This is a genomic window from Hymenobacter frigidus (assembly GCF_014640435.1).
GTDB classification, from domain to species: domain Bacteria; phylum Bacteroidota; class Bacteroidia; order Cytophagales; family Hymenobacteraceae; genus Hymenobacter; species Hymenobacter frigidus.
This window is the reverse complement of the sequence record NZ_BMGY01000021.1, coordinates 24,764-50,846: the sequence shown is the minus strand read 5'-3', so window position 1 is coordinate 50,846 and position 26,083 is coordinate 24,764. Positions and strand designations below refer to the sequence as shown.

The window sequence follows — 26,083 nt, the reverse complement described above, 5'->3', positions numbered from 1 at the left end:
ATGCAATTTAATATTTATGCATCCTCGGCTTTAGCCCCGCCCGCCGCCCATCTGCCCAAATCCGGCGCTGGGTACTCATTGCCCGTGCGAGTGGAGTTTCACTAAAAATTGCCTCAGCAAAGCCTTAATGCAGATAATAGAACAGGTTTATGGTCTGTAATACTTTTAGAAATGATACTTCCTAACTGTGATGCACGCCCAATACTTTGCGCTGGCAGCAACTGTATTCAGGAGAAGATTACTCACCAAAAACAACTAATCATTAGAAAATAAAATCTTGACTACTTGACATAGTGCAATAGTTATTCAATAGTATTATTAATAAAAGACAATATTGTTTTTTCCAAATATTAAAGCCAGATGTCTGCAATAATTGTATTATGTTGCTATCAAATTTTGCGATTGAGGGGCTTATAAATGCTGCGAACTAATGGTGACTAAATAAGTTGAATCACCCTCAGCGGGTCTGGGCGATGGCTGCTGGGCGGGGTTTGGCCAGGATTGGCCCTACGCGCAGGCCCTCGCGCCGTAGCTTTTGCTGCCAGCGTGCCCACTCGGCTTGCTCGGTTTGCAGGGTGATGGGATTGGGGAGGTGCACCGTGCCGGTGCAGGGCGTGCAGGCCCCGGTGCTCAGGTCCTGGCGATTGGGCCAGGGGCTGCTGCCACCCCAGTGCACGAAGCCAATAACATTGCTGCTGAATAAGTTGTGGTTGAAAACCGTGGTGGGCTGCCGGTAGGCGTTCCAGAGGCCAGCGGCGGCGTAGTTGGCGACCAGCCGGGTGCCGTCGGGTAGCAGGCCGGCGGTAATCAGCCGGTTGTGATGGAAATGGTTGTGGTGGCCGGCGGCAATGTTGAGGGCCGCACAAGTGCTGACTACTTGGTTATCATAGCCTTCGACGTAGGCCGTGGTGGACGCAGCGGCCCGGCCATCGCCATCCAGCGTGATGCCGGAGCCACTGTAGGTGGCGCTGGTGGCCGGGTACGGGTAGGCCCCCTGAATGTAGTTGTGGTGCAGCCGGGCCGGGCTGGTGCGGGTGCCGCCCGAGTTGAAGAAGTTGATGTTGTCCTCGACGAGCGACTGGTCGGGCTCGTTAATCACTTGGTTCCAGGCTACTTCTATATTAGCCAGGCCAGGCAGGCCATTTAGGCCCAGGAAATTGGCCATGGTGCTGCCCCCGTCGCGGAACCGGCCGTCGATGTTGCGCGCCGAATTGTAGCGCACGGTTAGGGTTTGGGCCGGGGTGCCGTCGCCGCTCCACTGGTAGATGCTGATGCCGGTGGTACGCTCGAAGTAATTGTGCTCGATGCGCACCGAACGGGCCGAATTTACTTCCAAAAAGTGCCCGTGACGGGTTTGGTCCTGCGATTGGGGCAAGCCGTAGCCCCGGCAGTTCAGCACCGTGAGCTGCGCCCCGCCCTGGGTGGCCCGGATAAGGTCGCCGGCTCCGTAGAGCACGCAGTCGCGCAGCACCACGGGCTCGGTGGTGGCAATGAGCACGCAGGGCACGGCCGAATTCACACTGCGATAAGTGCCGGTATAGGTGCCGCCGTGGCGGATTATGAGCAGTGCATCGGCACTGCCAGCTTGCAGCTGGCAGGCCACCAGCCCGGCCACGGCCACGGCCGCCGCCAGAACCGGCCGTGCGGTTGCGGCCCAGGCCCACCGGCGGGTGCGCGCCGGGCTCATACCACGCTCGGCATGGTGGCTTCCCAGCGCACGGTTTCCTGGTCTTCGAACACCACAAACTCACCGAGGGTGCGAATGGGCTGGTCGGGGCGGTGCAGGTGGCAGAGCGGTACCCGGCCGTAGAACGACGCCCACATGGAGTAGGTGCTCAGCGGCCCCACAATGTAGTCGCAGCCAGCCATGGCGTAGAGGTCCTCCACGGGGTGGTCGGTGGAGCGGCCGGTATCAAACTCGGCAAAGTCTTCGTCCACAATGGGTTCGTTGGAAAACAGCAGGAACCGAACCCGCGCTTCGGCCGGAAACAGGGCCTGGGTTTCGCGCATGGCCCGAACGTAGGTGGCGTTGCTGTACAGAAACGCGCCGCCGTGCCAGCCCGCGTAGTCGCCGCGCCGGATATGCACGCCCACCAGCACATCCACGCCGCCTTCGCGGTTGGTGGCCAGCACGCGCGCCACGGCCTCGCGGTGGGCCGCAATGGGCCGGAAAAACCGCCGTAGTAAGTCGCTGTGCCGGGTAAAGTTGATTTTGTCGCGGTACTGCCAGCCATGTACCAGTAAGTGGAGGTGCGGGTCGCGGGCCTGGGCCAGATAGGCCGGACTGTTGAGGTCGACATCACCGCTGGGCAGGTCGACCACCACGCGCACGCCCAGCAGGCGGTGCAGCCAGGGCAGGCGCAGGAGCGCGCCCCCGCCCCAGCGGCTGCGCAACCCCCGATACAGCAGCTCGGTAGCGAGCTGGTCGGTGTGCAGGCGCACGGGCAGGCGGCCAAAAAAGGCCGTTGGCTTGCCGGTGGGGCCTTCAAAATACGGCGCGTACCGTTCAAAAGAAGGGATGGCCAGCTCGTAGTTGTGCTGCACGGCATTCACCAAAAAGTGGGAAGTGAGCAGCAAGTGGTTGCCAAAACCGTCGAGGTCCTGAGTAAGAATAACCATGATGCAGGAAAAAAGAGGGTGATTGGATAAGTGCGACAGATGGCAGCGGGGCCGTCTCAGTGCAGGAAGTAGCCCACCAGCCGGCGGGCGTAGCCATTGAGCAGGAAGTAGGGCAGGAAGGGACGCGGGCAGTTCTTGATGGTGAAATGGGTGAAATTGCGCAGGTTGCCGCCCCCCCGAATGCCGAACAAATGCTGGAAATAGCCGCGCAGGCTGTGCTTGCGGCGGGTCTGCTCCTGGCCGCTTTCGTCGGGGTAGGTGCTCAGGCGGGCATCGTAGTTGCAGAACACCGGGAAGCCGTGCCGCCGGGCCACGCTGGTGTAGTCAAAGTCAGCCAGGTAGTGGGGCAGGCGCTTTTCGTCAAACAGGCCAATTTCCTCAATCACCTCGAGCGGAATGAGCAGGCCCCGGCCGGGCAGGTAGGTCACGGCGTGCAGGCCGTGGTGCTCGGTGGGCGGCAGGGCGGTCAGCAGGTCCTGGCGGGTATTGGTGCGCCAGTCCAGCCGCTCGCCGCCGTACACGGGCTGCCCCGAGGCGGCATCGAGCTCCAGCGCGCCGAGGATGGCGCGGGGATGGCGGTCGGCCCAGCGCAGCATCTGCGCCACAAAATCGGGCAGGGCCAGCACGTCGTTGTTCATCGTCATGATGCGCGTCGCGCCCAGCACCAGGGCCCGCCGGATGCCGACGTTCACCCCGGCCGTCCAGAACAGGTTGCCGTCGCCGGTCACCACGTCTACTTCCGGAAATTCCTCGGCCAGCATCCGGGGCGTGCCATCGGTCGAGCCGTCATCGACGACGACGACGCGGAAGTCGGCACGGGTTTGCTGCCGAAGCGACAGCAGGCAGGCCCGGGTGAACTGCTGCCGATTGAAGACGGGGATGACGATATATAGCATGGCACAGGTTGCAGAAGTGAGGGAAAGGAAAGCGAATAGAAAAGGGGGTGCGAACAGCAGAAATCAGGTTCGGTCGGCTGGCAGTGACTGGCGGCTCGGAAATGGCCGTCCGGACTTGTGGTGGCGGCGGTGCGCCTGCTGGTAGCGGTGGTGCCGGCGCGCCAGGGGCAGCTCTTCCATGGCCGGGCCGATGCCCGCCTGCCGCAGCAGACCCAGTAGGCGCGTCAGGCGCTGGGGCCAGGTCTGGCGCAGGGCAAACTCGTAGCCGGCCCGGCCCATGGCCCGGCGCGCGGCGGGGTGGTCATATACGTATTCCACGGCTCGGGCCATGGCGGCAGTAGCCACGGCCGGCGACTCGACCGATGCTTTGATGGCGGCCGCATCGGGCAGAAAAGTGCGGGCTCCCTGGTGGTTGAGGGTGATGATGGGCAGGCCCGTGGCCAGCGCCTCCATAAACTGCGAGGCAAACGAGTCGCGCAGCGAGCCGAACAGAAACACGTCGTGGCTGAGCATGGCGGCGTGCACCTCGGTCCACGGCACGCCGCCGCGCCACGTCACGCGCCCCACCAGCCCATATTGCGCTATCCAGCCCGGCACGAGGTCGCGCATTGGCCCATCGCCGAGCACGGTGAGGTGAAACGGCACCCGGGATGCTACCTGCGACAGGGCATCGAGCACCAGCGGCAGGGCCTTGTTGGGGTATAGCCGGCCCACCCACAGCATCTGTAGCACCGGCTGCACGGGCCGCTCCGGAAACGTGGCGGCCCGGAAGGATTCCGACAGGCCGGTATCGAGAAAAAGCTCGACCCGTTTCGCGCCCAGTTGCCGGGCCAGCGCGGCCGACTCGTCGTTGGAAGCCAGCACCAGCGCGGCGTGGCGCAGGTTCTGGCGCAGGTTGAAATCGAGTTTGATAAGCAGCCAGGTAAAGGCCGAGCGCATGGTTTCGGTCTGGAACCAGTCGGGCAGGTACTGGCGGAAGGCAATGGGCGCTTTTTGGGCCCCGCCCACCGGGCCGTACACCAGCGGTTTGCCCAATCGCCACAGCCAGGAACCCATTTTCAGGCTGCTGTAGGTGGCGTGGTGCACCAGGTCGAAATCGACGGCTTGGTCAAGCTCCCGCGCCAGCCGCCAGGCCGTGAACTGCCAGATGTAGTAGTGCAGGTACACGCCAAATTGCCAGCGGTACAGAAACTGCACCCAGCCGGGCACCGAAGGATAGATGAACTGGATGCGCTCAACGGCTCCTTCGTGGGCATTTGCCGCCAAAAAGGTTTTGATGCCGGCCTCGCCTTCCGGCGTGGTGAAGCACCACACCCGGTGGCCGCGTTGGGCCATGCCCCAGGCCCAGTGGAAGCCGTTGCCGCCCTCGCCGCCCTGGGCGGGGTTGCAGGCATATGCGGATACGAGAACTTTCATGGCGATAACGCGGAAATAGGCTGAGGATAGGTAGTTATAGCAGATTCAGCGGGGACGGGCGCGGCTGGCAGCAGCCGGGCCAGCCGTCGGCGAACCGTGGCCCAGGCCCGGTTCAGCAGGTGTTCGCGAAAGTGGCGGGCGTCGCGGCGGGCGTCGCGCAGCACCTCGGGCGGGTGGCGCAGTGGGAAAGCCAGCTCGTGCGCGGTCGGGTGCGCGTGCTGGTCGTGGTGGTCGAAGGTGTGGGTGGCGTCGTCGCCAAAGCCGATGTTGGTAACCAGGTTCACGGCCGGCGCGATGCTGAGGCCGCCGTGGGCCGCCACCGCAAAGTGCCACTGGTAGTCCCAGATGTGGGCCGGCTGGGGGCCCGCGCGCACCGCCTCAAACTTGCGCAGCCAATAGTGCCGCTCCAGCCACCCCGGATAAATAGTGGCCAGCGCTCCGTGCCGGCCCAGCTCGGGCAGCAGCTTCAGGTCGAAATCGAACTGCTGCCAGGCCCGCCGCCAGGTGGCCCAGCCCCAGCTATGCACCTGCCCCGAGAAATAGTAAGACTCGGCGCCAGCCGCGGCGGGCTGCCGGGCTTCGTGGGTGAGGTTGTTGCCGCTGATGTGCATCACGCGGCTGTCATGGCGGTAACGGAGCAGCAGCTCGGAGCAAAACCGGAAGAATCCAGCCGTGGGCAGGCAGTCATCTTCCAGGATAATGCCCTCGGGCTCGTGCTGAAAAAACCAGGTTATGGCTGCCGAAGGCCCCCGGCCGCAGCCCAGGTTCTCGTTCCGAAACTGCGTGTGCACTTCGCAGGGCCAGTCCACGCCGGCCGTGACCAAGGCGCGGGTTTCGGCGCAGCGGACGGCATCGGTGGGGTGGCCGGGGCGGGGGCCATCGGCGGCTATATAGAGGCAGGCGGGGCGGGCCTGGCGCACGGCGGCCAGCACGCGCCGCGTGGGCTGCGGGCGGTTGAAGACGATGAGCAGAACGGGCGCGGCCCGCTCAGCGGCGGGCGGCGGCAGCAGCGGCGTTGGCATGGCGAGGAGTGGGAAAAGGCCCGAAATGCTGCAAGGGTTGGCGGTGGGGCGGTGGAGCGGCCGCAGCGGGCGCGGGCACCCGGCCAGGGTCGGCGGCAGTGGCTAATGAGAGCCCCAGCAGGCCGAAGAAATACAGCGGCCAATCGTAAGAAATGCTGTAGACCAGGGAGCTGAGCGTAAACACCGCCAGCGCGGCCGAGGCGGGTGGCAGCGGGGCTCGGCTCAGCAGGCGGCGGCCCAGCACCAGCAGCGGCACCAGCAGCGTGAGTAGCACCCCCAGCCCCCCGAAGTAGAACAGCCGGTCGACGTAGAAGCTGTGGAAATGGTGGCCGGTGCCATCGGTCCACACCTGCTCGTCGCCGCCGCCATTGGCCGCCAGGGTGTAAAACTGCACGGGCAGCTCAAAGCCCTTGAGGCGCATGCCGGCCACCGGATATTCGGCCAGGTAGGGCTGGTAGACCTCAAACTGCTTCATCCGCCAGCTGCCCGTGCCCCGCGTGTTGGGGTGGGCAATGTCGTTGAGGCTGGCTTCCAGCTTCTTCACCACGTGCGGGTCGCTGAGGGCCACCAAACCGCCCGAAACCAGCACGAACAGCGGCAACAGCACCATGGGCAGCAGCCGCGCCGAGCTCAGCCGCGCGCCTTCCACCCGGCCCAGCAGCAGCAAAACGGCGTTCAGGACCAGGGCCGCGCCCATGGCCACCCATACCGAGCGGTGCTGCAGGAAGATGATGAGCGCCGCGCCCATAAAAAACGTGAGCAGCCGCAGCAGTCCGCCCCGCGTCAGGTACTGGTTGAAATAGTAGAGGGTGGGCAGCAGCAGCAGCATGGCTGAGGTAGAAGCAAATCCGCGCTCATTGTCCAGAAAGGCCGATAAACTCAAAGCATCGGGGTGGTAGATGGCTAGGTTGGCCAGCAGGCCCAGCAGCAGCAGGCTCATTAGCAGCCCAAACGGGGGCGGGCCAAACCGCCGGTGAAACGCATAAATCGCAAACACGTGAATCATCACCAGGAACTTGGCAAACACGTGCGGGTACACCATCCACGTCTGCCAGCCGGCGTACGACTCCAGCGCCAGCACGCCCAGCGCGGCCACTACCACCAGCAGCCAGCGCTGCATCAGCGGCCCCAGGTAGCGGTAGCAAAGGGCCACTATGCCACACGAGCCGCCCAGCAGCAGTAGCCCATAGCTCGCCAAAAGCGGCGAGTCCTCATCAGGAAATGCAAACTCCGTGAAGGCGCGGTCCGTGAACACCAACGCCAGCACCGGCAGCAAGTACAGAAACCGAATATTGAGCCGCATGGGGGTGGATGGTGTTAGTGGACTGAGGTATTGATACTTGAACGTCATGCTCATCTGGCGTCCGCGCAGCCGAGGCATCTCGCTCGCATCGTTGAACGATTGAGTTGCTACCACACGCGAGATGCCTCGGTCCCTGGCTTGATGCGCCACATGCTCGGCATGACGTCCTTTTCAACTGTAACTCCTTCAATACGTCACGGCGGTGGCATCCTCGCGGGCTTCTTCGTACACGCGGTGGGTATCGGCCACGGTGCGGGCCCAGGTGAAATCGAGTACGCGCCCCTGGCCCCGGCGCGTCAGTATCTGGCGCAAGGCCCGGTCGTGCAGCACCCGGTCGAGCTGCTCGTGCAGGTCGTCGGGGTCGTGGGGGTTGAAGTAGAGGGCGGCGTCGTGCGCGATTTCGGGAAAGCACGAGGCGTTGCTCAGCACCGCCGGGCAGTGCTGTCCGAAGGCTTCAAGTATAGGAAATCCAAACCCCTCGTATTCCGACGGAAACACGAAGGCCCGGGCCCCGTGGTAGAGGTGGTTGAGCTGGCCATCGGTGAGGTAGCCCATTTGGTGGGTGTGCTCGGCAATGCCGGCGTGGCGCAGCTCATGCTGTTCATAGGGGGTGAAAGCGCCGCCGCCGGCGCATACCAGGTGCAGGCCGGGACTGTGCTTGTGCAGCTGCCCGAAAGCCGTGACGAGACAGCCGAAATTCTTGTAGGCCCGGCGGTTGCCGGTATACAGCAGGTAGCTGTCGGGCGTGGGCACGCGGGCCTCGTAGGGGTAGTGGCGGGAAGTGTGGCCGTGGTGCACCACTGTCACGCGCTCGGCCGGCACGGGGAGCAGTCGGAGTACGTCGGCCTTGGTGTTTTCTGACACCGTAATGATGCGGGCGGCCCGGCTGACCAGCTCTTGCAACGCAGTGTCCGGCGACTGATAATACTGCCCGAACAGCGCCGGAATCATGTCGTGAATGGTGATAACGAAGGGCTTATCGCCGAGCAGCTCCAGAAACCAGGTTTGGTCATTCATCGTGGGATGAAACACGTCGAAATTCTGCCGGGCAATGGCGCGGCGGGCGGCCCGGCGGTTGGCAAACTGCATCAGGCGCCAGTTGCCCGGCACCGGCACGCCGGGCAGCAGGCCCAGGTGCCGGGTGTGCCGCCGGTCGCGCAGATACAGGTTGTTGCTCAGCACCACCGGCAGCTCGCAGGTAAGCTCCGGGCCGGCGTTGTCGATAAGCTCGAAGAAATAGCGCGACACGCCCCCAAAATCCTGGATGGAAAACGTTTCGGGTTCAAAGAGGACTTTCATGGCCGGAGAGCTATGCCAGCTCGGTAGCTGCGGGTGAGAAATGCACGGGCTGCGGTGCCGTTGGGGCGGCGCTCGTGGTGGTTGCCAGGGTGGTAGCGGCCAATGGCCCCGCAGGTATTTCGCCCGCCTGCCGGGCCAGCCGTAGGGCCAGCGCCCGCAACAGGCGCGGCATCAGGTGGGGGCTGTCGGTGCCCTCCGGACTAGTGAGCCGGGCCAGGAGGTTCCGCATCACGCCGCGCAGCTGGGCCGGTGGGTGCACCAGCCCCAGGCTGCCCAGCACCAGGGCTCCGGCCAGCATTTCGGCTCCCAGCAGCGCCAGTGTGGGCGCGTGTAGGACCAGTAATCCGTAGCGCACGGCCCCCACGGCCACTACGGCCGCGGCCCCGGCCAGCACGCCCGGGCCATAGGCCCGCAACACGTCCCAGGAACTGGCCTTCAGTTCCTGCTGCATAATGGCCGAGTACAACCCGGCGCGCAGCAGCTCGCCGCCCACCAGGGCCCAGGCCACGCCCACCAGCCCAAACTTGCTGCCGCCCCACAGCAGGCCGGCCAGCACGGCCAGGCACAGCACGTTCAGCAGCAGCTTGTGGCTGAGAGCGGCGGTGGCGTCGCACACCACGCCGGCAAACATCGTGACGGCGCTCAATACGTAGGTCAGGCTGATGACCTGAAGTATTGGCACAGCCGCCATCCAGTCCGGGCCCAGCATCACGCGCACTATTTCCGGGGCCGCCACGGCCGCGCCGGCACACACCGGCGTTACCAGCATGGCCACCAGCGTAATACTGCTCAGGTACACTTCGCGCAGGCGGCCCCGGTCGGCCTGCACCTGGCTGAAGGACGGGAACACCACCTTGGCCACGTTGCTCGATAGCAGGTGCACCGGCAAGCCAATCAGCAGCGAGCCCCGGCTGTAGATGCCCAGCGCCGCCGGCCCCAGCAGCCGGCCAATCAGCAGGGTATCAAGCGACATCGTCACGAATTCGACAAAGCTGATGGCTGACATCCGGCTGCCGTAGGCCAGCAGCGGCCGGTAGGCCTCCCAACTAAAAAGCATCCGAAGCGTGTGGCGCACCGCGCCGTAGCTCAGCACGGTCATCAGCAGGCTTTGGCCCAGCGTGGCCCCCACCAGCGCCCACACCCCAAAGCCCTGCCAGGCCAGCAGCAACCCCAGGCCCAGGTAGCTGACCAGGAAGGAAATACTTTCGAAAATAGCCAGCGTCCGGAAGCGCATGGCGCGGTGCAGCAGGCTCATGGCCGTGCCATTCAGTCCGCTCAGCAAGATGCTCAGTGCCATGGCCCGCACCACCGGCACCACCTCGGTCTGGTGCACCAGGCGTGCGGCCAGCGGCGCGCCCGCCACCAGCAGACCCGCAAAAAATACCCCCAGCAGCACCGACGACGTGAAGGCCACCCGCACGTCGCGCTCCGTCAGGTCGGGTTTCTGGATGATGGCCCGCTCCATGCCCATCTTGGCGAAGTACACCCCGAACCGCAGAATAACGCCCGCCAGCGCCACCAGCCCAAAGGCAGCCGGGCTCAGCAGCCGCGCCATCACGGCGGTGTAGCCCACCTGCAGCACGGAGTTGACGATGGTGGACATCATCGTCCACTTCACGCCATTCACGGTAGCAATAGTTAGGTTTTCTCGTTCGGAGGCCATGGCGCGGGTGGGGCAAAAAGTCAGGGTTCGATGGCGGTGGTGCTGGGGCTTTCGGGGAGAGTGGTAGGCGCGGCGGTCGAAGTCAGGGTCATGGTGAGGCAATCGGTGATGCTGTGTTTATTGACGAGGACGGCATCCACCATCGCGGTGCTTTTGAGGTCAACGGGGATGGTAGTGCACGTCCATTTCATCTCGCTGACGGTCGCGACAATCAGGACTTCCGGTTCGGATTCCGGTTCCGGAGCTGGGGCGATGACGGATTTCATGGCGCGGAAAGGTGAGGAAGCGCCGCCGGCAAATTGGGCAGCCTGAATCAGTAGCCGTAAGCGTAGGCCTTGCTTTTGTAGCGGTACTCGTAGTTGCGGTCGAAGTGCATGTCGTTGATAATCATGTAGAGCTGCTTGATGCGCTGCGTGCGGTGCAGCTCGTCAATCTGGCTCACCAGGCCGCGTTCGGTGTAGTTGTGGCGCACCACGTAAATGTTGGCGTCGAGGAAGCGCACCAGCACGAAGTATTCGGCCACGAAGCCCACCGGCGGGGTGTCGAGCACCACGTAGTCGTACTCGGCCCGCAGCTGGGTCAGCAGCTCGGCCATGCGCGGGCCTTCCAGCAGCTCGGTGGGGTTGGACGGAATATGTCCGCAGGTGAGCACGTCGAGGTGGGCGATGCCGCTGGGGCGGCAGGCTTCGTCCAGCGTACTGGCCCCGGTGAGGTAGCTGGCCAGCCCGTGCGCCGGCGTGGGGTCGAGGTCGAAGTAGCTGGCCACGGTGGGGCGGCGCAGGTCGGTTTCCACCAGCATCACGCGGCGGCCGCTCATGGCCAGCTCGGCGGCAATGTTCACGGCGCAAAAGGTTTTGCCTTCGCCCGGAATCGATGAAGTCACGCCCAGCACCTTTTTATCAAGCCCCGCCGCCAAGTACTGCAAATTGACCCGAATGGACCGAAACGACTCCGCAATCGGGCCCTTGGCATCGCGCAGCATCGAAATCTTGTCGGACTTTGAGCCGTGGGCCACCACGCCCAGCAGCGGAATGGTGGTGACTTCGGCCAGGTCGTCGCGGCCCTGAATGCGGCGGTTGGCCTTATCCAGCACCAACACTACGCCGGTAGGCAACAGCAGCCCTACCAGCAGGGCCAGCAGCCCCACCAGCACGGGCTTCGGCGACTCGGGCTCACTGCTGGCTTGCTGGGCCGGGTCAATGATTTTTTTGTCGGTGGCGTTGGTGGCCAGGGCAATGGCCGCCTCGTTGCGCTTATCAACCAAGAAGTTGTAGTTTTTTTCGTTAAAATCACTTGTGCTTTTTAGGGACGAGAGCTGCCGCTCGCTCTCGGGCATCTGGCTCATCTGGCCGCGCACCTGGCCCAGCTGGCCGTCCAGGTCGCGCAGAGCGATGTCGTTGGCCTGGCTCATGTTGGCCAGCGTCTGAATCAGCGATTCCTTGGTGTTGCGAATGCGGCCGTCGAGCACCGTCAGCAGGGGATTGTCGCCGCTGGCCGTGGCCGTGAGCTCAGCCCGCTTCTCGTTGAGGTTGGTGAGCTGCATTATCAGGCTGTTCAGCACCGGGTCCTCAATGCCGGCGCTGCTGGGCGAGGCCACCTGGCTGGCGTTGCGGTTGGCGCGCAGGTAGGCCAGCATGTTCTGGTAGTATTTGCGGCGCATGGCCACCTGGGCGCGGTCTATTTCCAGCCCGCTCATCCGCTGGATGCCCGAAGTGGACTGCGCGGCTACGTCCAGCACCCCGCGCGTGGCCCGAAACGAGGCCAGTGCCTCGGCCGATTGCCGCCGCATGCCCGAAATCTTATCAATCTCCTGGTTCAAAAAAGCCAGCGTTTTGCGGCCGGTGAGGTCTTTTTCGTTCAAATCGGATGCGATGTACTGGGCCATCAGCGTGTCCAGAAACTGCACGCCTTTGGCCGGCACCGTATTCTTGGCGCTCAGCTCGATAATGCGCGACTCGTGGTCGATGGGGCGCACGGCCAGGCTGCTCTGGTACTCACCGGCGGCTCCGTTCAAATCGTTCAGTACGAAGTAGTAGGCGGTGGGCTCGGCTCCGAAGGCTACGCCCGGCATGCGCTGCAGTACGGCCGTGAGTAGGCGAGTGCGCAGGGTGTCGCCCCAGGTGCCGGTCTGGTCCAGGGCCGCGTCGTTGATATCGGCCAGCCGCTCGCTGGTGGGCAGGCTGTAGAGGGCGGCTTTCGGGGCCGTGGCCCGCAGCCGGAAGCGGCCCGGCCCGGCCGGCTCCACGTAAATAGGCACGCCGGTGAGCTGTGGCGCGGTCAAATCAACCCACACCTGGAAGGGCACGGCGGCGGCGGGCCGCTCGCGCACTTTCAGGGGGCGCAGCTGGTTGAGCCAGGTGCGGGGCTGGGCGTAGTAGCTCACGGCGTAGGGCAGCTTGGCCACGGCCTGCCGCACAAATTCGCCCGAGGTGAGCACGCCGATTTCGTCCTCCATCTTCACGCCTTTGTCCCGCACCTGCAGCAGCTGCAGCAGCTCCTGGGTCTGCTTCGAACCCGTGCCCTGGTCGCCGAGCAGCATGGTGGCCCGGAAGGCGTACACCGGGGCCTTCATCTGCCAATAGAGGTAGGCCCCGCCCACTGCCAGCGCCAGCGCCAGCACAAACAGCGGCCAGCGGGTGCGCAGCTTAAAAAACAGGGCGTGCAAATCTATTTCGTCGGAGGAAGGCCGGGTTTCCATAAGCAGAAACGGATAGGGGGTGAGGGCCAGGGCCGGCCGGACGCAATGCCGGGGCGTTAGTTGGCCTTGATAAAGCTCAGGAGCAGGATGATGGTGGACAGGCCACCGAACACCAGCCCCAGATTGTTGGCGTTGCCGCGGTTGGTGCGCGCCTTCAGCGGCTCCACGTACAGGGCATCGTTGGGCAGCAGGTAGTAGTATTTGGAGCGGAGCAGGTTAGGGTCGGTGAGGTCGAGCAGCACCACTTCTGAGCCCTTCGGCGTGGGCCGAATCAGTTTCACATTGGTGCGGCTGCCGAACTCGGTAAGGTCGCCGGCCAGGCCCAGGGCTTCGAGCACCGTGGCCTGGGCATTGTACACGAAATAGCGGCCAGGCACCCGGACCTCGCCCAGGATGGTGAGCTTAAAGCTGGTGAGCTTCACCACCACGTTGGCCTCGCGCATGAAGCGGGCCACTTCTTTTTGCACCAGCAGCTGGGTTTCTTCCACCGTCAGGCCAGCCACTTTCAGGCGGCCCACGGTGGGCAGGGTAATGCTGCCAGCCGCATCCACGGAGTAGCCCGACACGAACAGGTTGCCGGGGTCGCCGCTCTGAATGTTCTGGCCCGTGGTCATGCTGAACATATCATTGAGGGCCGGCTGCACGCTCTGCACCAGAATGCTGAGCACGTCGCCGGGCTGTAGGCGGTACACCTGGCGCTCGTTTTCTACCTGCACGGTGGCTTGGGTAGAGTAGTCTTTGCCCTGCAGGTAGGGCAGCTCGCGCTGGGCTACGCAACTGCCCAGCAGCCCTGCCAACAGTACCACCACCATTATCCGCAAGCTGAAGTAGAAGGGTATGCGCATGGAAAGGCGTGAGGAGGTAGTGCAGACGAGAAAGGCCAGCCGGGTAGTGGCCGGTTGCTTACTGCTGCCTGTTACCTGGGTGAGAATAACAAAAGCTAATTTAATAGAAAATTCGTTATATATAGTATAAATTAATTATTTTTGAGTAATAATCGAAGGTATAGGGTCCTGAGTTGAGTCGCTAACCTGCCGTAGCTACCTGCTTGTTAAGTAGAAAAAGGCTGACTATCAACACAATAATTGTTGATAGTCAGCCTTTTTTATGATAATGTGGCCAGCGATGTGCGGGGGCGCGTCGTTGGCGCTAAACCGTGGGCGGAATCTGGGTGCCTTGGTCCAGCGACTGCCAGAGGTATTTGCAAGCCAGGGTGCGATAGGGCCGCCAGTTTTCGGCAATGAGCAGCATGCGCTTTTGCAGGGCGCGGCCGGTTTCTTCCAGGGCGTAGAGGCGGCGCATGGCGTTCTGCACACCCAGGTCGCCTTCCGAAAACACGTCGGGTTGGTCGAGGGCAAACATTTGCAGCATCTGGGCCGTCCAGCGGCCCACGCCCCGGATGGCGGTGAGGTGCTGGGTGAAGGCTTCCTCCGACAGGCTGGTGAGGTGCTCGTAGTCGAGCAGGCCGCGCTCGTTATATTCAGCAATGGCCTTGAGGTAGCCGGCCTTTTGGCGCGAAAGCCCGGCGGCGCGCAGCTCGTCCTCGCTCAGGGCCAGCACTTCGCGCGGCTCGGGGTAGCCCTCGGGCGGAAACAGGGCCTGGAAACGCTTCCAGATAGCCGCCGCCGCCTTGGTTGAAATCTGCTGGCTGACAATGGCCCGCAGCAGCGCCAGGTACAGGTCTTCGTGGGGCCGGGGCTCAATGGCGCGGCCGCGCGCAATAAGGTCGCCCAAGAGCGGGTCGGCGGCAGAAAGGTGTTGGATGGCGGCCTGGTGGGACATGAGCAGGAGGTAGTTAGCGGAGCAGAATGTCAGCGCAAATCGGCGGCGTGGGTCGGAATCAAAATCATGTCCAGTACCTCACCGGTGGGGGTGAGGCGCACACCGGCCAGGTTGCGCCCCAGGTAAGCCCCGGTATCGAGGTAAATGGTATCGGAGTCGGTATCAAGCTGCGGGTCGCCGTCGTCGGTGGGGGTGTGGCCCACCACCTGCCGCTGGGTGGGCAGCTTGCGGAGGGGGCCGCGCCGCCAGAGCAAGCCATCGGGGTGCGCAGGGTCGAGGGCGTGAAGCGAATCGGCCAGGCCGGCGTGGCTCACCAGCACGTGCTCATTCTGCCACAGCAGCGGCCGCTGGGTCAGCCAGGGCAGGTGCTGCGCCAGCAGCTGCGGGCGGGCTTTATACTGCGCCACGGTGGTGCGGCCGCCCCACTCCAGCCAGTCCAAGTACGGGCCCACGGGGCCGTAGTGCCGCAGCATACTCTGCTCATGGTTGCCCATCAGAAAAGTGGCGGTATCGGGGTGTTTTTCGCTGAGCTGGCAGGCCAGCGTCACGGTTTCGGGCACGTGCCGGCCCCGGTCCACCAGGTCGCCCACCTGGATGAGGTACTCAGTGGCGGGCCGCCAGTGCGTGAGCAACTCGCTGAAAGTGTGGAAGCACCCGTGCACGTCGCCAATGATGAGTAAATTCATGGCCTTGAGAACGTAAAAACGCAGATGTGGGTCCGAAAACGCTGATTTTATGCCTGGGCCCGAGGCCAACTTTGGGCTGTCCCGGGCCCAGGCAGTGGCTTCAACACCGCAACCGCCGTCGCGACTGGTGGAAAGCAGTGGGTTGACGTCGGCCAACGCTGCTGCTCACCAGCGCAATGGAGAATTCTAATTATTTCCACCGCAAATGCGGAAGCAAAACCAATTCACCATTAGCTATTCACCATCGATAAAGCTGCTTCAATCCGGCCCATCATGGCATCATCCACGTCCAGGTGCGTCACGAAGCGAATCCACTGCGGCCCGAAGCTGCTGGCCCGAATGCCCTGAGCCTCCAGCGCGGCCAGAAAATCGGCGGACGGCTGGCGCTCGTGCAGCCGGAAAATGACGAGGTTGGTTTCCGGGGCCAGCACCTCGGTCACGTAGGGCTGCTGGCGCAGCACCTCGGCCAGGCGAGCGGCGCGGCGGTGGTCATCGGCCAGGCGGTCCACGTTGTTTTCCAGGGCATACAGGCCGGCGGCGGCCAGGTAGCCCGCCTGCCGCCACCCGCCGCCCATCACCTTGCGGATGCGCTTGCACTTCTGAATAAAGGCCTGCGTGCCCAGCAGCACCGAGCCCACCGGCGCGCCCAGGCCCTTGCTCAGGCATACGGATATGGAGTCGAATACCTGGTTGTAGTCCTCGCTGCGCTGGCCGGTTGCCACCAGGGCGTTGAAAATCCGGGCTCCATCGAGGTGGCGGGCCAGCCCGTGCCGCTTCGCCACTTCGCTGATAGCCGCCATGTCGTCCCAGCTGTAGCAGCTGCCGCCACCGCGGTTGTGCGTGTTTTCGAGGCATACGAGGCGGGTGGTGGGGTAGTGCACGTTATCGGGCCGGATGGCCGCCTCCACCTGCGCGGCCGTGAGGCGGCCCCGGTCGCCGACCAGCAGCGCCACCGAGGCGCTGGAATGGAACGCAATGCCGCCCACTTCCCAGAGGTACACGTGGGCCGTCTGCTCGCAAATAACCTCGCTCAGCGGTTCGGTGTGGGCCTTGATGGCAATTTGATTGGTCATCGTGCCCGAGGGGCAGAATAAGCCGGCCTCCATGCCAAAGCGAGCGGCGGCGGCTTCTTCCAGGCGGCGCACGGTGGGGTCTTCCTCGTACACGTCGTCGCCGACGGGGGCTGCCCACATGGCTGCCAGCATAGCGGGAGTAGGGCGCGTCACGGTGTCGGAGCGCAGGTCGATGAGGGGCAAAGCTGGGGTTGAGGTTGGCATAGGAGCGGGGCAGGGCCTCGGCCGATGGTGGGCGGGGCCAGGGCAAAAGTAGCGCTCGAAACCGCTCGGCCGCGCCCCACCTGAATCTGCAGTAATTCAGCAAAATGCCTGCGGTGCTTGCACTTTCAAAATGAAAGCCCTACTTTTGCCCTCCGTTTCGTAAGCCCTAGACTTTAACCAATCCGGCACCATGTCCGTTACCCGCCTCAAGCGCAAGCACCGCAAGAACATTGCCCGCGCCAACAATAAGAAGAGCATTATCAAGGATTTGCTCCGTACGCCCGTTCTGAAAAACGTGGACATCGAAGAGCTGAAATCCCGTTTCACCACCAACGGTGCGGCTCCGGCTGCCACGGCTCCCGCCAAGAAAGCGGCTGCTGAAACCGCCGATGTGGCCGACAACGCTGCCGCATTCGAAGCCGCTGATTCCGTAACCAAGCCGGTGAACGCCGATGGTCAGCCAGGCGAGCACCCCAAGCCCGAAATCGCGCTGTAAGGATTTTCGCTCGTAGCCCAAGCAGTTCGAAAGTATTCGGGCTGCCCAACGCTACTTGCCAACCCCTTTGATGAGCCCCGCCGCCTGCCCCGCAGGCGGCGGGGCTTGTCGGTTTCAGGATAGGCTAGCGCAAAAGCCGGGGGCACTGCGGCTAACTGGCGCGCTTGCCCAGTTCCACTACTTGCAGGTCGACCACCTTGCCGGCCTCGATGCCGAAGCGCAGCAGCGTGCGTACCTGGTGGAAGCCGTGCCGCCCCGCGGCCCCGGGGTTGAGGTGGAGCAGGCCCCGGGCCTTGTCCGGCATCACCCGCAGAATGTGCGAGTGGCCGGTCACGAACAGGCCCGGCCGGGCGGCATCGAGCAGGGGCCGGGCGGCCGGGGCGTAGTGGCCCGGGTAGCCGCCAATGTGCGTGATGAGCACCCGTAAGCCTTCAACCACAAAGTCCTGGGTCAGGGGCTCGGTTCGGCGGACGTCCGTGCCGTCGATATTGCCGTACACGCCCCGAAAGCACGGCGCCAAGGCCCGCAGTTCATCCAACACATGGGCATCGCCGAAGTCGCCGGCGTGCCATATTTCGTCGCAATCGCGCAAATGGTGCGCTATTCGCTCGTCGAAATAACCGTGGGTGTCCGAAAGCAAGCCAATACGCGTCATGCCACAAAGATGCGGCCGCCCGGCAAATCGGCCCGGTCCCGTATCTTGCAGCCGCAGCCTGGGGCTACTTTCGCAACTCTTTTCTGACTTCGGTGCACCAGCTGCCCGTCATCATCTTCTCAATTCGTACCTCCCGATGAATATTTTCATCAACGACATTCCGCTGGTTATCAAAAAGCTCAGCGAAAAAGTGTACAAACACAAATTCGACCTGATTCTCAGCCCCGACGACGACTTTACGTCCAAGGACCTGGTGGGCGATGTGCTGGTGCGCGACGCAGGCCCGCTCTTTATCGACCGCCTCCTGCGCCTGATGGAAGTGAAAAAGCTCAAGAAGCTGAAGTCGCTGACCATGCTGGTCAAGAAGAAGAAATTCATCACGCTCCATTTAAAAGACCAGTTCAAGATTGCCAAGGCCGGCGGCGGACTGGTGGTGAAGGACGACCAGGTGCTGATGATTTACCGCCTCGGTAAGTGGGACCTGCCCAAGGGCAAGCTCAAGAGCGACGAGGACACGGCCGTCGGGGCCCTGCGCGAGGTAGAGGAGGAAACCAACATCAAGCTGGAGCTGGGCGAAAAGCTGCCCAGCACCTGGCACAGCTATGCCTACAAAGGCAATAAAATGCTGAAAAAGACCGACTGGTACCTGATGAAGTCCATCGACGACAGCCTGATGAAGCCCCAAACCGAGGAATATATCGAGGAAGTGCGCTGGATGTCGCCTCAGGAGGCCCTGGCCAAGCTGGAGGAGTCGTATGCCTCTATCGCGTTGGTGGTGCGTTACTATCTGAGCACCATGGCCGGTAAACCGGCTAAAGAAGCACCAACCACTGGAAAATAAGTCTATCTTGTGGCTTATGCGGCCTCTCGTAGTAATGCTTATTATTGTAGCAGCAGTTTCTTTTGCGGGGGGCTGCTCGGGTTCGCACGAGCCGGTGCGCGACCGGCCCCGGGCCAGCATAGCCCCATCGCGGAACATTCCCGGACTGGATGTGCCCGGCATTATTCACCTATCAATTGACCAGCTAATCCGGCGATTAGGCCCCCGCCGGCCCTTACCTGTCGGTTTCACCGACCCCGTGCAGGCACCGTTGCTGCTGCGTCAGGAGCAAATAGACTCGTCTGGATTTTTCCAGTATCGGGGCCTGGCGGTGGTGGCGGCCTACAACGAGCGCACCCGCCGCGTGAGTGACTTGCTTTTACTAGGAGCCGACGAGAGCGAACTCATGCGTCGCGCCAATCTGGCGCTGGGGGCGGCCGACTACTTGGTCTTGCCGGTTTTTGAGGAGCAACGACCAACCCAGTTGATGGGATTGCGGGTGCTGGCTACGGCCCCGTCACTGCCTTAGCAAGGCCTGGGTTTTGCTTGCTGATGAATCAGCCAAGCGGCGGCATCGCGTAGGGTAGAAAGGCCGTCACGTCGCCCCCAAAGCGGTGAATATCCCGAATGATGGTGCTGCTGATGGCACCTAACAGGGGAGAGGTCAGCAGAAACACTGTTTCCAGTCCGGTATTGATGTGCTGATTACCATAGGCAATGGGCTTCTCGTACTCGAAATCAAGGCTATTGCGCAAGCCGCGCAATAAGTAGTGGGCTCCTGCTTCGCGCGCAAACTCGGCCGTTAGTCCCTTAAAGGTGCGTACCGAGACCTGTGGCTCATCCCGGAATACTTCCAGTAGAAGCGCCTGCATCTGCTCTACAGGCACGTAGCGCTGCTTGCTGCTATTGGTGCCGATGGCTACTATCACTTCATCGAACAGGGCAGTGCCGCGCCGCACAATATCGAGGTGCCCGTTGGTAAAGGGGTCGAAGGAGCCGGGAAAAAGCGCGATGCGGGACATTTCGGTGAATCAGGAGTTAAAAATTATGAGTTAAGAATTGGAGTCTGCCTACTATGTGCCTCAACTCATTACTCATGCCTCTTAAGTGCTTGTTCTAAATTAATTGTGCAATCAGAACGTCATGCTGAGCTTGTCGAAGTATCTCTACCGCCTCGTTGAACGACCCTGTCGAAGCGGTAGAGATGCTTCGACAAGCTCAGCATGACGCCCTAATACCTCGTTTAATTCTGTGCAGGCACTTAACTGATAATTCTGTCACGCGAAGTGCAGGCTGAACAGGTCGAAATAACGGTACTCGAACACGTCGTTGAGGCGGTAGCTGTACTGCACATCGGCGGGGCGGGGCCCAAACCGGACATTGCGCACGTAGGTGCGCAGCAAGCTAAATACGGTCGAATCAGGGGTCAGCTCGCCCCACACGGTCACCTCATCCAGGTCGGGGTCGAGGCTCAGTTCCTGCATCACGAGAATGGTGTAGTACACCACGTCCTCGGCGGTGGTGCAGGCAAATACGTTGCAGTATTCCAGGTGCTGGCCCATCACAACAAGGGTGAGTTCCTGCGGACCGGGGCTGAGGTAGAGGCGGCGCGGCGCGGCGGCCCCGCGCTGGTGCACCAGGCCCACCAGAAAAGCGCTGGTGTGGTGCAGCAGTCGCCCGGCCGCACCATGAGTTACCGCCAGCCAGTCGGCCACGGCGGCATCTGCCGCAAACACGTTGACCAGCTCTTGCCCGGGGTGGGTGGTGTGCCGCACGGTTTCGGTGGCGGTGGGGGTGTGGTGCAGGCGCAGGGCCGCCGCTTCGTCGCCGGCCCGGAACAGCGGCGCGGGCAGCAGCGTGAAGGCTCGGCCCGTAACGGCCAGCCGCACCGCGTTCCAGCCGCGCTGGCCCAGCACGTCGTGCTGCTCCGCCAGGGCTGGGAGGCCGCCGGTGGGCAGGGTATATTCTTCGAGGGCGACAAACTTGCGGCGCTCCACATCGGCCACCGCCAGGCACAGGCGGGCGGGCGCGACCAGCAAATAGAGGTTGTAGGCACCGAGGTTGGTGGGGTCAAAGGTTTCGTCGCGCAGGCGCAGCAGCGCCGAGGGCGCAGCCGGAGAAACAGCAGATGCAGAAGTGGCAGGCACGAGTAGGAGCTAATCAGGCCTTTTGGCCGGTGCTAAAGATACTGCGTGGCTTCGTGCCAATGGATAGGAAAGCCGGAAAACAGGCAGTGCCAGCTGGTGTTACTTGCCAAGAAATGGGCACATATTCCTCTCTGCACCAAGCAATAAAAGGCTCCAATGACCAGTTTTCTGGCTGCTACTGCGCAAAATTTACCTGCGGCACGAAAATATCATCGGGGCTGAGCACGTGGCGCAGCGTGGGATGCACCTGAGCCGGGGGCAGCTGCTGCAGCTGTCGCGGGCTGAACCAGGCCAATTCAGTCAGGATTTGCTGGTCGGGGGCGTGCTCGGGGTCGTGGCCCAGGGCGGGCGGGCTAGCATCATCGGCCAGTACTTCGAAGAAAAGCTCCAGCGCTTGCAGCTCATCGCGGCAAAACTCGTGCAGGTGCAGGAAGCGACCCACGCGCACGGCCAGTCCGGTTTCTTCTTTGAATTCGCGAACCAAGGCTTGCCGAATGCTTTCGCCGAACTGCCACCCGCCACCTGGCGGCGACCAAAATGGCGCACCCTGCGGCAACAGCCCGCGGTGCGATGCCAGCAGCATGGCCCCATCGCGCAGCAACAGGCCGCCCACTCGTACCCGCACCTTGCCGGAATACGCCTGGAGCAAGGCATCAGGAGAATTAATAATCGAATCGGGCATAGAATAAAGACAGGCGACGGATGCAAAGCACGGCAAGACTAACGTTGACTTTTCCGGATTGTTTTGGCCGGTCCGAAAATCAGCGACTTTTGCGGCTGCTTACCCAACCACCGTGCCCCTAGGCCACCTGGCGGCGGCGAGCACGCCAGCGCCGCAGCCGGCTCAGGATATAAACCAGCAACAGCACCACCAGTCCTGCCGCCGCCAGTGGCAGCAGCAGCGTGAGCGCCACGCCGCCCACGGCCAGCGTGTTTTCGACGGTCGCCAGCACCGGGTTGGCCAGGCCGCCGGTGGTGGCCATGGAGGCGCCGCGCAGCAGCGCCGTGCCGGTTTGCACCAGCCCGGCCGTGCCACCGCCCACCAATATGCCCAGCGTCCAGCGCAAAGTCGGGTCGAGGTGGGGCAGGGCCGAAGTCATCAGAATGGTGCCGGCCACGAAGGAGGCCGGCGTCGTTATGGTGTCAAGCAAATGGTCGACGAACGGAACGTAGTAGCCCGCTATTTCAACCACCGTGGCCGTGGCCAGCGTGAGCAGGGCCACCCAGGTACCCAGCCACGCAAATCCCGCCGATGGGGCCATGTAGCCGGTGTGGTAGGCCACGCTGGCCGCCAGCAGCGGCACGAATACCCGGAAACCACTGCTGGCCGCCAGCCCCAGACCCAGCGCCCCCGCCACCAGATACTGCATTGTCGGACCGTGTTCCATTGGATACAAAAGGCTAAAGTGGAGCCGAAAGATACGGGCGCAGTAGTCAAGCCAGTACCTTTGACCTCACGGCTCGCAAATGCGGCTGAGAGGCTGTCAGGCCCGCTTTAGAGTTCTAAGAAGTTCTCCACTCTGGCCCGCAGTACAAACTGGTATAAATCCGTCGTCGTGTTAACACCGCTGCTCGTTTTCTTACCTATAAACATATTCAATTTCTGTGTCAGCTATTAATAAAGAGTCACTTGCTGCTGCTATCGCGGCCAATCCGGAGCTGGAAATTCGCATCCGGCGCAAGTTGGTCCGCCAGCATTTCATGCACCTTGTTGGGGCCGACCTGACAAGCATCGCCCCTGGCCGGGTGGAGGCCGAGCTAATGCTGGGCCAGCAGCACTTGCAGCAGCGCGGCTTTGCCCACGGCGGCCTCATTGCCACGATGGCTGATTTGGTGGCTGGTTTCGCCGCCGTCACGCTCGTGCCCGATGATTTCGGCGTAGTTACTTCCGATTTGAAAATCTCTTACCTAAATCCCGGCGTTGGCCAGCAGATAAAAGCCATTGGCTGGGTGCTGAAATCGGGCCGGCGGCTGCACTTTTGCGAGGCCGAGGTGTGGTGCGACGGCGTGCTCATCGCCAAAGCCAGCGCCACCATGGCGGTGATTGAGCCATTGCCCCTGGCATAAGCCGGTCGTAAGGGCTACTTAAAAATGAATCTGTGCTAACTGTCAGAACCCCCTCCGTCCGCGACTATTTTCCCTACGAGCCCACCGACGACCAGGCCCTGCTGTTCACGCAGCTCGACGCGTTTTTGCGCGACCAACTACCGGGCCGCAAGGTGTTTGTGCTGCGCGGCTACGCGGGCACCGGCAAAACCACTGTCATAAGCGCCCTGGTGCAGTGGCTGCACAAAATGCAGCGCAAGTACACCCTGATGGCCCCCACCGGCCGCGCCGCCAAGGTAATGGCCGGCTACGCGGGCGTGGCCGCCAGCACCATTCACAAGAAAATATACCGCCAAACGTCTAGTGCGCCATCTGAGCGGCTCAACTTCCAGCGCCAGCCCAACCGCGCCGAGCAAACGCTCTACATTGTGGACGAGGCCTCGATGATTTCGGACGAAAAAGCCTTTGGCGAAAATGGCCTGCTCGATGACTTGATGGGTTTCGCGTTTGAGAAGACGAGCAATAAGCTCCTGCTCATCGGCGATACGGCGCAGCTGCCGCCGGTGGGCCAGCTCCTGAGCCCGGCCCTCGACCCGGAATTGCTGGCCCACCGCTTCCGCGCGGAGGTGGGCAGCGTGGAGCTGCGCCAGGTAATGCGCCAGGCCCAGGAGTCGGGCATTCTGGTGAATGCCACCGAGCTGCGCGAGGAATTGCGCCAGGAGCACCCCAACATCCAGCTGCATACCAAGGGCTTTCGCGACATATTCAAAATGAGCGGCGACAAGCTGGAGGACGGCCTGCGCTGGGCCTACCGCAACTACGGCCACGAGAATACCACCATTATCTGTCGCTCGAATCGCAACGCCAACCAGTACAACCAGCTCATTAGAAGAGCTTTGTTTGATGCCGAGGAGGAGATTGAGGGCGGCGACTACCTCATGGTGGTGCGCAACAACTACTACTGGCTGCCCAAGGACTCCGAAATCGGCTTCCTGGCCAACGGCGACTTCCTGCAAATCACCAAAATTGTGCGGCGCGAAGAGGTCTACGGCTTCCATTTTGCCCAGGCCCAGGTTCGGCTGGTGGACTATCCCGACGAGCCCGAAATCGAAGTTAAGCTGCTGCTTGATACCCTGCACACCGAAAGCCCGGCCCTGCCTTCGGACCGCAATAATGCCCTGTATATGGCCGTGAGCGAAGATTACGCCCACCTCAAAACCAAGGCCGAGCGCTACAAGGAGATGCGCAAAGACCCGTACCTCAACGCCCTGCAAATCAAGTTTGCCTATGCGCTCACCTGCCACAAGGCGCAGGGCGGGCAGTGGCAGGCCGTGTTCGTCGACCACGGCTTCCTGAAGCCCGACGAGCCGCTGGCCGGCGAGTTTGCCCGCTGGCTCTATACGGCCATCACCCGCGCCTCGGAGCGGCTGTTTTTGCTCAATTTTCAGCAGAAGCTGATTAGCGACCCGGTGGAGGAGAACTAATGTTTAAGCTCTCGAAACCGGAGGTGCCCGAAGCGCCCGCTGCTACCCGTTTGCCGGTAACGGCGGGCGCTTTTTAATGCCCGAAAACTTGGTAACTTGCGGCGTTACTCCACTCATTCTTTTTTTCAAATCCCATTTCTGTACTCATGAAGCACCTTTCCCTGACAGTGCTGCTGGCGCTGTTCACTACCCTGCTGGCCTCGGCTCAAACCCGCGAAATCTACACCAGCCCCAAATTCAAACTACTGACTAAGGACCACAAAACCCTCGCCGTGCTGCCCTTCCGCACTACGCTGCAGCTGCGGCCCGCCGAAGTAAAAAAGAACGGCGGCATTGAGGGCGTGCGCGTGCTGGAAGAGCGCGAAGGCCTGGGCGTGCAAAGCGCCCTGCAATCGTACCTGCTGAAGCAGAAGGGCGATAATGACATTACGGTGGATGTGCAGGACGTAGCCAGAACCAATGCCCTACTCGCCAAAAACGGCATGACCAGCGAAAAAACGCTCACTATGACCATGGAAGAACTGGCTCAGATGCTCGGTGTCGATGGCGTGATTTCGGGCACGTTTGAAAGCAGCCAGCCCATGTCGGGCGGCGCGGCGGTGGCTATGCTAATGGTGGGCGGTTTTTCGGGCCCCACCAACACCGGTAAGCTGGTCATCAACATCAACGATGGTCGGAGCGGCGAATTGCTGTGGAAGTACGACAAGAGCCTCGCGCGCGGCTTCGGGTCCGACACCAACTCCATCATTACCACCATCATGCGCAAGGCTTCGCGCCAGTTTCCCTACTCCAAAGAATTTAAAGGCTAAAAATTTGGTTAGATAAGCTTCACCAGCTCTTCAGATTGGACTTAGTAGTTTGGTCGTAAATTTGTTTAGGCCCCAGCCGGCTGGTTGAGTCCGTACCGGCTCAATCTTCCTCCTCCCTTCTTCATAATCCGTCAATCATTTTCGCATCCATGAAAAAAACCTTGCTCCTCGCCCTGAGCCTGACCGCCGCCGCCTACACCGCGCAGGCCCAGGCCATGAAGTCGGCCGCCGCTGGCCCAGTAGCTGGCCCTGCCATCACGTTCGAAGAAGTGAAGTACGACTTCGGCTCCGTAGCACAGGGTGGTATAGTCGACCACACCTTCAAGTTTAAGAACACGGGTAATGCGCCCCTCGTCATCTCCAACATCGGTGTGAGCTGCGGCTGTACCACCCCGGAGTGGACCAAGGCCCCGGTAATGCCCGGCAAAACCGGCTCCATCACCGCGCACTTCAACTCGACTGGTAAAATCGGTATGCAGAACAAAGTGCTGACTATTGAGTCGAATGCGGCGGCCGGCAGCACCACCGTAGCCCTGGTGGGTGAAGTGAAAGAAGCCGGTGCCACTGCCAACGCCGCTCCCGCGATGAAAATGGAAACGTCGGGCGATGGCAAAAAGGTGAAAGAAAAAAGCGGCGACACCAAAGTGAAAGCCAAAATCAAGTAAGCTGGTTAAGCCGCTGAACGATGCCAAAAGGGCGGCCTGCGTAAGCAGGCCGCCCTTTTGGCATCGTTCAGCAGTCGCGCATAAGTAACCGTAGTCAACCAAAAAGAACGTCATTCCGAGCTTGCCGAGGAATCTTGCCGGAGTCATCCGCGCCGCCCACTAGCGCGAGCGAGATTCCTCGGCAAGCTCGGAATGACGTTCTTCTTTATCCGGTTACTTGTGCGTGGGTACTTAGAGTACTTTTGTGCGAGTGCGGAGCCGCCTGCGCCAACGCCTTGCTACCGAGAAGCCAGCTCAGGC

At 62.2% G+C, this 26,083-nt stretch carries 26 protein-coding genes; 7 read left to right on the top strand and 19 right to left on the bottom strand.

What is annotated here, in order from left to right:
• Nucleotides 1-457 precede the first annotated feature (457 nt).
• The 14 genes from IEW17_RS12270 to IEW17_RS12205 form a co-directional block, all read right to left on the bottom strand.
• Nucleotides 458-1,687 carry a glycosyl hydrolase gene (locus IEW17_RS12270; protein ID WP_188562336.1) on the bottom strand — a complete coding sequence of 410 codons (1,230 nt, stop codon included), beginning with the start codon at nucleotides 1,685-1,687 and terminating at the stop codon, nucleotides 458-460.
• On the bottom strand, nucleotides 1,684-2,619 hold the full coding sequence (locus IEW17_RS12265) for an alpha-1,2-fucosyltransferase (RefSeq protein ID WP_188562335.1): 936 nt from the start codon (nucleotides 2,617-2,619) through the stop codon (nucleotides 1,684-1,686). The genes IEW17_RS12270 and IEW17_RS12265 overlap by 4 nt, the downstream gene beginning before the upstream one ends.
• Before the next feature lie 56 nt (nucleotides 2,620-2,675).
• The gene (locus tag IEW17_RS12260; protein ID WP_188562334.1) at nucleotides 2,676-3,515 is read right to left on the bottom strand and encodes a glycosyltransferase family 2 protein; all 840 of its coding nucleotides are present in this window, start codon (nucleotides 3,513-3,515) and stop codon (nucleotides 2,676-2,678) included.
• A gap of 63 nt (nucleotides 3,516-3,578) precedes the next feature.
• On the bottom strand, nucleotides 3,579-4,931 hold the full coding sequence (locus IEW17_RS12255; RefSeq protein WP_188562333.1) for a glycosyltransferase family 4 protein: 1,353 nt from the start codon (nucleotides 4,929-4,931) through the stop codon (nucleotides 3,579-3,581).
• Nucleotides 4,928-5,953 carry a nucleotide-diphospho-sugar transferase gene (locus IEW17_RS12250; RefSeq protein ID WP_188562332.1) on the bottom strand — a complete coding sequence of 342 codons (1,026 nt, stop codon included), beginning with the start codon at nucleotides 5,951-5,953 and terminating at the stop codon, nucleotides 4,928-4,930. Before IEW17_RS12250 ends, IEW17_RS12255 begins: the two co-directional genes overlap by 4 nt.
• Complete coding sequence (locus IEW17_RS12245; protein WP_188562331.1) at nucleotides 5,919-7,256, bottom strand: O-antigen ligase family protein; 1,338 nt, start codon at nucleotides 7,254-7,256, stop codon at nucleotides 5,919-5,921. Before IEW17_RS12245 ends, IEW17_RS12250 begins: the two co-directional genes overlap by 35 nt.
• A gap of 186 nt (nucleotides 7,257-7,442) precedes the next feature.
• Nucleotides 7,443-8,555, bottom strand: a complete 1,113-nt coding sequence (locus IEW17_RS12240) for a glycosyltransferase family 4 protein (RefSeq protein WP_188562330.1) — start codon at nucleotides 8,553-8,555, stop codon at nucleotides 7,443-7,445.
• 10 nt (nucleotides 8,556-8,565) lie between these two features.
• Nucleotides 8,566-10,218, bottom strand: a complete 1,653-nt coding sequence (locus IEW17_RS12235; protein WP_188562329.1) for a lipopolysaccharide biosynthesis protein — start codon at nucleotides 10,216-10,218, stop codon at nucleotides 8,566-8,568.
• 20 nt (nucleotides 10,219-10,238) lie between these two features.
• Complete coding sequence (locus IEW17_RS12230) at nucleotides 10,239-10,484, bottom strand: hypothetical protein (protein WP_188562328.1); 246 nt, start codon at nucleotides 10,482-10,484, stop codon at nucleotides 10,239-10,241.
• 47 nt (nucleotides 10,485-10,531) lie between these two features.
• Nucleotides 10,532-12,916, bottom strand: coding sequence for a polysaccharide biosynthesis tyrosine autokinase (locus IEW17_RS12225; RefSeq protein WP_188562327.1), 2,385 nt, complete (start codon nucleotides 12,914-12,916; stop codon nucleotides 10,532-10,534).
• Nucleotides 12,917-12,972: 56 nt separating this feature from the next.
• Entirely contained in the window at nucleotides 12,973-13,761 is a 789-nt protein-coding gene (locus IEW17_RS12220) for a polysaccharide biosynthesis/export family protein (RefSeq protein ID WP_229748976.1), read from the bottom strand.
• Nucleotides 13,762-14,065: 304 nt separating this feature from the next.
• Nucleotides 14,066-14,698 carry a DNA-3-methyladenine glycosylase family protein gene (locus IEW17_RS12215; RefSeq protein ID WP_188562326.1) on the bottom strand — a complete coding sequence of 211 codons (633 nt, stop codon included), beginning with the start codon at nucleotides 14,696-14,698 and terminating at the stop codon, nucleotides 14,066-14,068.
• Between the two features lie 29 nt (nucleotides 14,699-14,727).
• Nucleotides 14,728-15,384, bottom strand: coding sequence for a metallophosphoesterase (locus IEW17_RS12210; RefSeq protein WP_188562325.1), 657 nt, complete (start codon nucleotides 15,382-15,384; stop codon nucleotides 14,728-14,730).
• Between the two features lie 230 nt (nucleotides 15,385-15,614).
• The gene (locus IEW17_RS12205; protein WP_188562324.1) at nucleotides 15,615-16,661 is read right to left on the bottom strand and encodes a threonine aldolase family protein; all 1,047 of its coding nucleotides are present in this window, start codon (nucleotides 16,659-16,661) and stop codon (nucleotides 15,615-15,617) included.
• Between the two features lie 190 nt (nucleotides 16,662-16,851).
• Between IEW17_RS12205 and IEW17_RS12200 the strand changes: the two genes are divergently transcribed.
• The gene (locus IEW17_RS12200; RefSeq protein ID WP_188562323.1) at nucleotides 16,852-17,157 is read left to right on the top strand and encodes a hypothetical protein; all 306 of its coding nucleotides are present in this window, start codon (nucleotides 16,852-16,854) and stop codon (nucleotides 17,155-17,157) included.
• A gap of 151 nt (nucleotides 17,158-17,308) precedes the next feature.
• On the opposite strand, the gene IEW17_RS12195 is transcribed toward IEW17_RS12200, so the two are convergent.
• Nucleotides 17,309-17,812, bottom strand: a complete 504-nt coding sequence (locus IEW17_RS12195; RefSeq protein WP_188562322.1) for a metallophosphoesterase family protein — start codon at nucleotides 17,810-17,812, stop codon at nucleotides 17,309-17,311.
• A 136-nt stretch (nucleotides 17,813-17,948) separates the two neighbouring features.
• Here IEW17_RS12195 and IEW17_RS12190 point away from each other — a divergent pair, with 136 nt between their 5' ends.
• The gene (locus tag IEW17_RS12190) at nucleotides 17,949-18,653 is read left to right on the top strand and encodes an NUDIX hydrolase (RefSeq protein ID WP_188562321.1); all 705 of its coding nucleotides are present in this window, start codon (nucleotides 17,949-17,951) and stop codon (nucleotides 18,651-18,653) included.
• Nucleotides 18,654-18,669: 16 nt separating this feature from the next.
• Nucleotides 18,670-19,161 carry a hypothetical protein gene (locus IEW17_RS12185; RefSeq protein ID WP_188562320.1) on the top strand — a complete coding sequence of 164 codons (492 nt, stop codon included), beginning with the start codon at nucleotides 18,670-18,672 and terminating at the stop codon, nucleotides 19,159-19,161.
• Between the two features lie 28 nt (nucleotides 19,162-19,189).
• On the opposite strand, the gene coaD is transcribed toward IEW17_RS12185, so the two are convergent.
• The 4 genes from coaD to IEW17_RS12165 form a co-directional block, all read right to left on the bottom strand.
• Nucleotides 19,190-19,654, bottom strand: coding sequence for a pantetheine-phosphate adenylyltransferase (gene coaD, locus IEW17_RS12180; protein WP_188562319.1), 465 nt, complete (start codon nucleotides 19,652-19,654; stop codon nucleotides 19,190-19,192).
• Between the two features lie 255 nt (nucleotides 19,655-19,909).
• On the bottom strand, nucleotides 19,910-20,779 hold the full coding sequence (locus tag IEW17_RS12175; protein WP_188562318.1) for a DUF3822 family protein: 870 nt from the start codon (nucleotides 20,777-20,779) through the stop codon (nucleotides 19,910-19,912).
• Nucleotides 20,780-20,954: 175 nt separating this feature from the next.
• Nucleotides 20,955-21,461, bottom strand: a complete 507-nt coding sequence (locus IEW17_RS12170; RefSeq protein ID WP_188562317.1) for an NUDIX domain-containing protein — start codon at nucleotides 21,459-21,461, stop codon at nucleotides 20,955-20,957.
• A gap of 118 nt (nucleotides 21,462-21,579) precedes the next feature.
• A complete protein-coding gene (locus tag IEW17_RS12165; RefSeq protein ID WP_229748975.1) occupies nucleotides 21,580-22,167 on the bottom strand; it encodes a DUF4126 domain-containing protein in 588 nt (195 codons plus the stop codon).
• A gap of 217 nt (nucleotides 22,168-22,384) precedes the next feature.
• Here IEW17_RS12165 and IEW17_RS12160 point away from each other — a divergent pair, with 217 nt between their 5' ends.
• The 4 genes from IEW17_RS12160 to IEW17_RS12145 all read left to right on the top strand — a co-directional run bounded on the left by IEW17_RS12160 (nucleotide 22,385) and on the right by IEW17_RS12145 (nucleotide 25,783).
• A complete protein-coding gene (locus IEW17_RS12160; RefSeq protein ID WP_308420619.1) occupies nucleotides 22,385-22,846 on the top strand; it encodes a PaaI family thioesterase in 462 nt (153 codons plus the stop codon).
• A gap of 32 nt (nucleotides 22,847-22,878) precedes the next feature.
• Complete coding sequence (locus IEW17_RS12155) at nucleotides 22,879-24,309, top strand: ATP-dependent DNA helicase (protein ID WP_188562316.1); 1,431 nt, start codon at nucleotides 22,879-22,881, stop codon at nucleotides 24,307-24,309.
• Nucleotides 24,310-24,455: 146 nt separating this feature from the next.
• Nucleotides 24,456-25,118 carry a DUF4136 domain-containing protein gene (locus tag IEW17_RS12150; RefSeq protein ID WP_188562315.1) on the top strand — a complete coding sequence of 221 codons (663 nt, stop codon included), beginning with the start codon at nucleotides 24,456-24,458 and terminating at the stop codon, nucleotides 25,116-25,118.
• Nucleotides 25,119-25,267: 149 nt separating this feature from the next.
• Nucleotides 25,268-25,783, top strand: a complete 516-nt coding sequence (locus tag IEW17_RS12145) for a DUF1573 domain-containing protein (protein ID WP_188562314.1) — start codon at nucleotides 25,268-25,270, stop codon at nucleotides 25,781-25,783.
• Nucleotides 25,784-26,083 lie beyond the last annotated feature (300 nt).

What these genes read in the sequence shown, in the direction of transcription:
- coaD (WP_188562319.1), bottom strand. Translation starts at nt 19,654, where the DNA reads ATGTCCCGCATCGCGCTTTTTCCCGGCTCCTTCGACCCCTTTACCAAC.
- IEW17_RS12235 (WP_188562329.1), bottom strand. Translation starts at nt 10,218, where the DNA reads ATGGCCTCCGAACGAGAAAACCTAACTATTGCTACCGTGAATGGCGTG.
- IEW17_RS12245 (WP_188562331.1), bottom strand. Translation starts at nt 7,256, where the DNA reads ATGCGGCTCAATATTCGGTTTCTGTACTTGCTGCCGGTGCTGGCGTTG.
- IEW17_RS12200 (WP_188562323.1), top strand. Translation starts at nt 16,852, where the DNA reads ATGTCCGTTACCCGCCTCAAGCGCAAGCACCGCAAGAACATTGCCCGC.
- IEW17_RS12195 (WP_188562322.1), bottom strand. Translation starts at nt 17,812, where the DNA reads ATGACGCGTATTGGCTTGCTTTCGGACACCCACGGTTATTTCGACGAG.
- IEW17_RS12215 (WP_188562326.1), bottom strand. Translation starts at nt 14,698, where the DNA reads ATGTCCCACCAGGCCGCCATCCAACACCTTTCTGCCGCCGACCCGCTC.
- IEW17_RS12185 (WP_188562320.1), top strand. Translation starts at nt 18,670, where the DNA reads ATGCGGCCTCTCGTAGTAATGCTTATTATTGTAGCAGCAGTTTCTTTT.
- IEW17_RS12220 (WP_229748976.1), bottom strand. Translation starts at nt 13,761, where the DNA reads ATGCGCATACCCTTCTACTTCAGCTTGCGGATAATGGTGGTGGTACTG.
- IEW17_RS12230 (WP_188562328.1), bottom strand. Translation starts at nt 10,484, where the DNA reads ATGAAATCCGTCATCGCCCCAGCTCCGGAACCGGAATCCGAACCGGAA.
- IEW17_RS12225 (WP_188562327.1), bottom strand. Translation starts at nt 12,916, where the DNA reads ATGGAAACCCGGCCTTCCTCCGACGAAATAGATTTGCACGCCCTGTTT.
- IEW17_RS12170 (WP_188562317.1), bottom strand. Translation starts at nt 21,461, where the DNA reads ATGCCCGATTCGATTATTAATTCTCCTGATGCCTTGCTCCAGGCGTAT.
- IEW17_RS12260 (WP_188562334.1), bottom strand. Translation starts at nt 3,515, where the DNA reads ATGCTATATATCGTCATCCCCGTCTTCAATCGGCAGCAGTTCACCCGG.
- IEW17_RS12190 (WP_188562321.1), top strand. Translation starts at nt 17,949, where the DNA reads ATGAATATTTTCATCAACGACATTCCGCTGGTTATCAAAAAGCTCAGC.
- IEW17_RS12205 (WP_188562324.1), bottom strand. Translation starts at nt 16,661, where the DNA reads ATGCCAACCTCAACCCCAGCTTTGCCCCTCATCGACCTGCGCTCCGAC.
- IEW17_RS12145 (WP_188562314.1), top strand. Translation starts at nt 25,268, where the DNA reads ATGAAAAAAACCTTGCTCCTCGCCCTGAGCCTGACCGCCGCCGCCTAC.
- IEW17_RS12255 (WP_188562333.1), bottom strand. Translation starts at nt 4,931, where the DNA reads ATGAAAGTTCTCGTATCCGCATATGCCTGCAACCCCGCCCAGGGCGGC.
- IEW17_RS12240 (WP_188562330.1), bottom strand. Translation starts at nt 8,555, where the DNA reads ATGAAAGTCCTCTTTGAACCCGAAACGTTTTCCATCCAGGATTTTGGG.
- IEW17_RS12150 (WP_188562315.1), top strand. Translation starts at nt 24,456, where the DNA reads ATGAAGCACCTTTCCCTGACAGTGCTGCTGGCGCTGTTCACTACCCTG.
- IEW17_RS12210 (WP_188562325.1), bottom strand. Translation starts at nt 15,384, where the DNA reads ATGAATTTACTCATCATTGGCGACGTGCACGGGTGCTTCCACACTTTC.
- IEW17_RS12250 (WP_188562332.1), bottom strand. Translation starts at nt 5,953, where the DNA reads ATGCCAACGCCGCTGCTGCCGCCGCCCGCCGCTGAGCGGGCCGCGCCC.
- IEW17_RS12165 (WP_229748975.1), bottom strand. Translation starts at nt 22,167, where the DNA reads ATGGAACACGGTCCGACAATGCAGTATCTGGTGGCGGGGGCGCTGGGT.
- IEW17_RS12265 (WP_188562335.1), bottom strand. Translation starts at nt 2,619, where the DNA reads ATGGTTATTCTTACTCAGGACCTCGACGGTTTTGGCAACCACTTGCTG.
- IEW17_RS12270 (WP_188562336.1), bottom strand. Translation starts at nt 1,687, where the DNA reads ATGAGCCCGGCGCGCACCCGCCGGTGGGCCTGGGCCGCAACCGCACGG.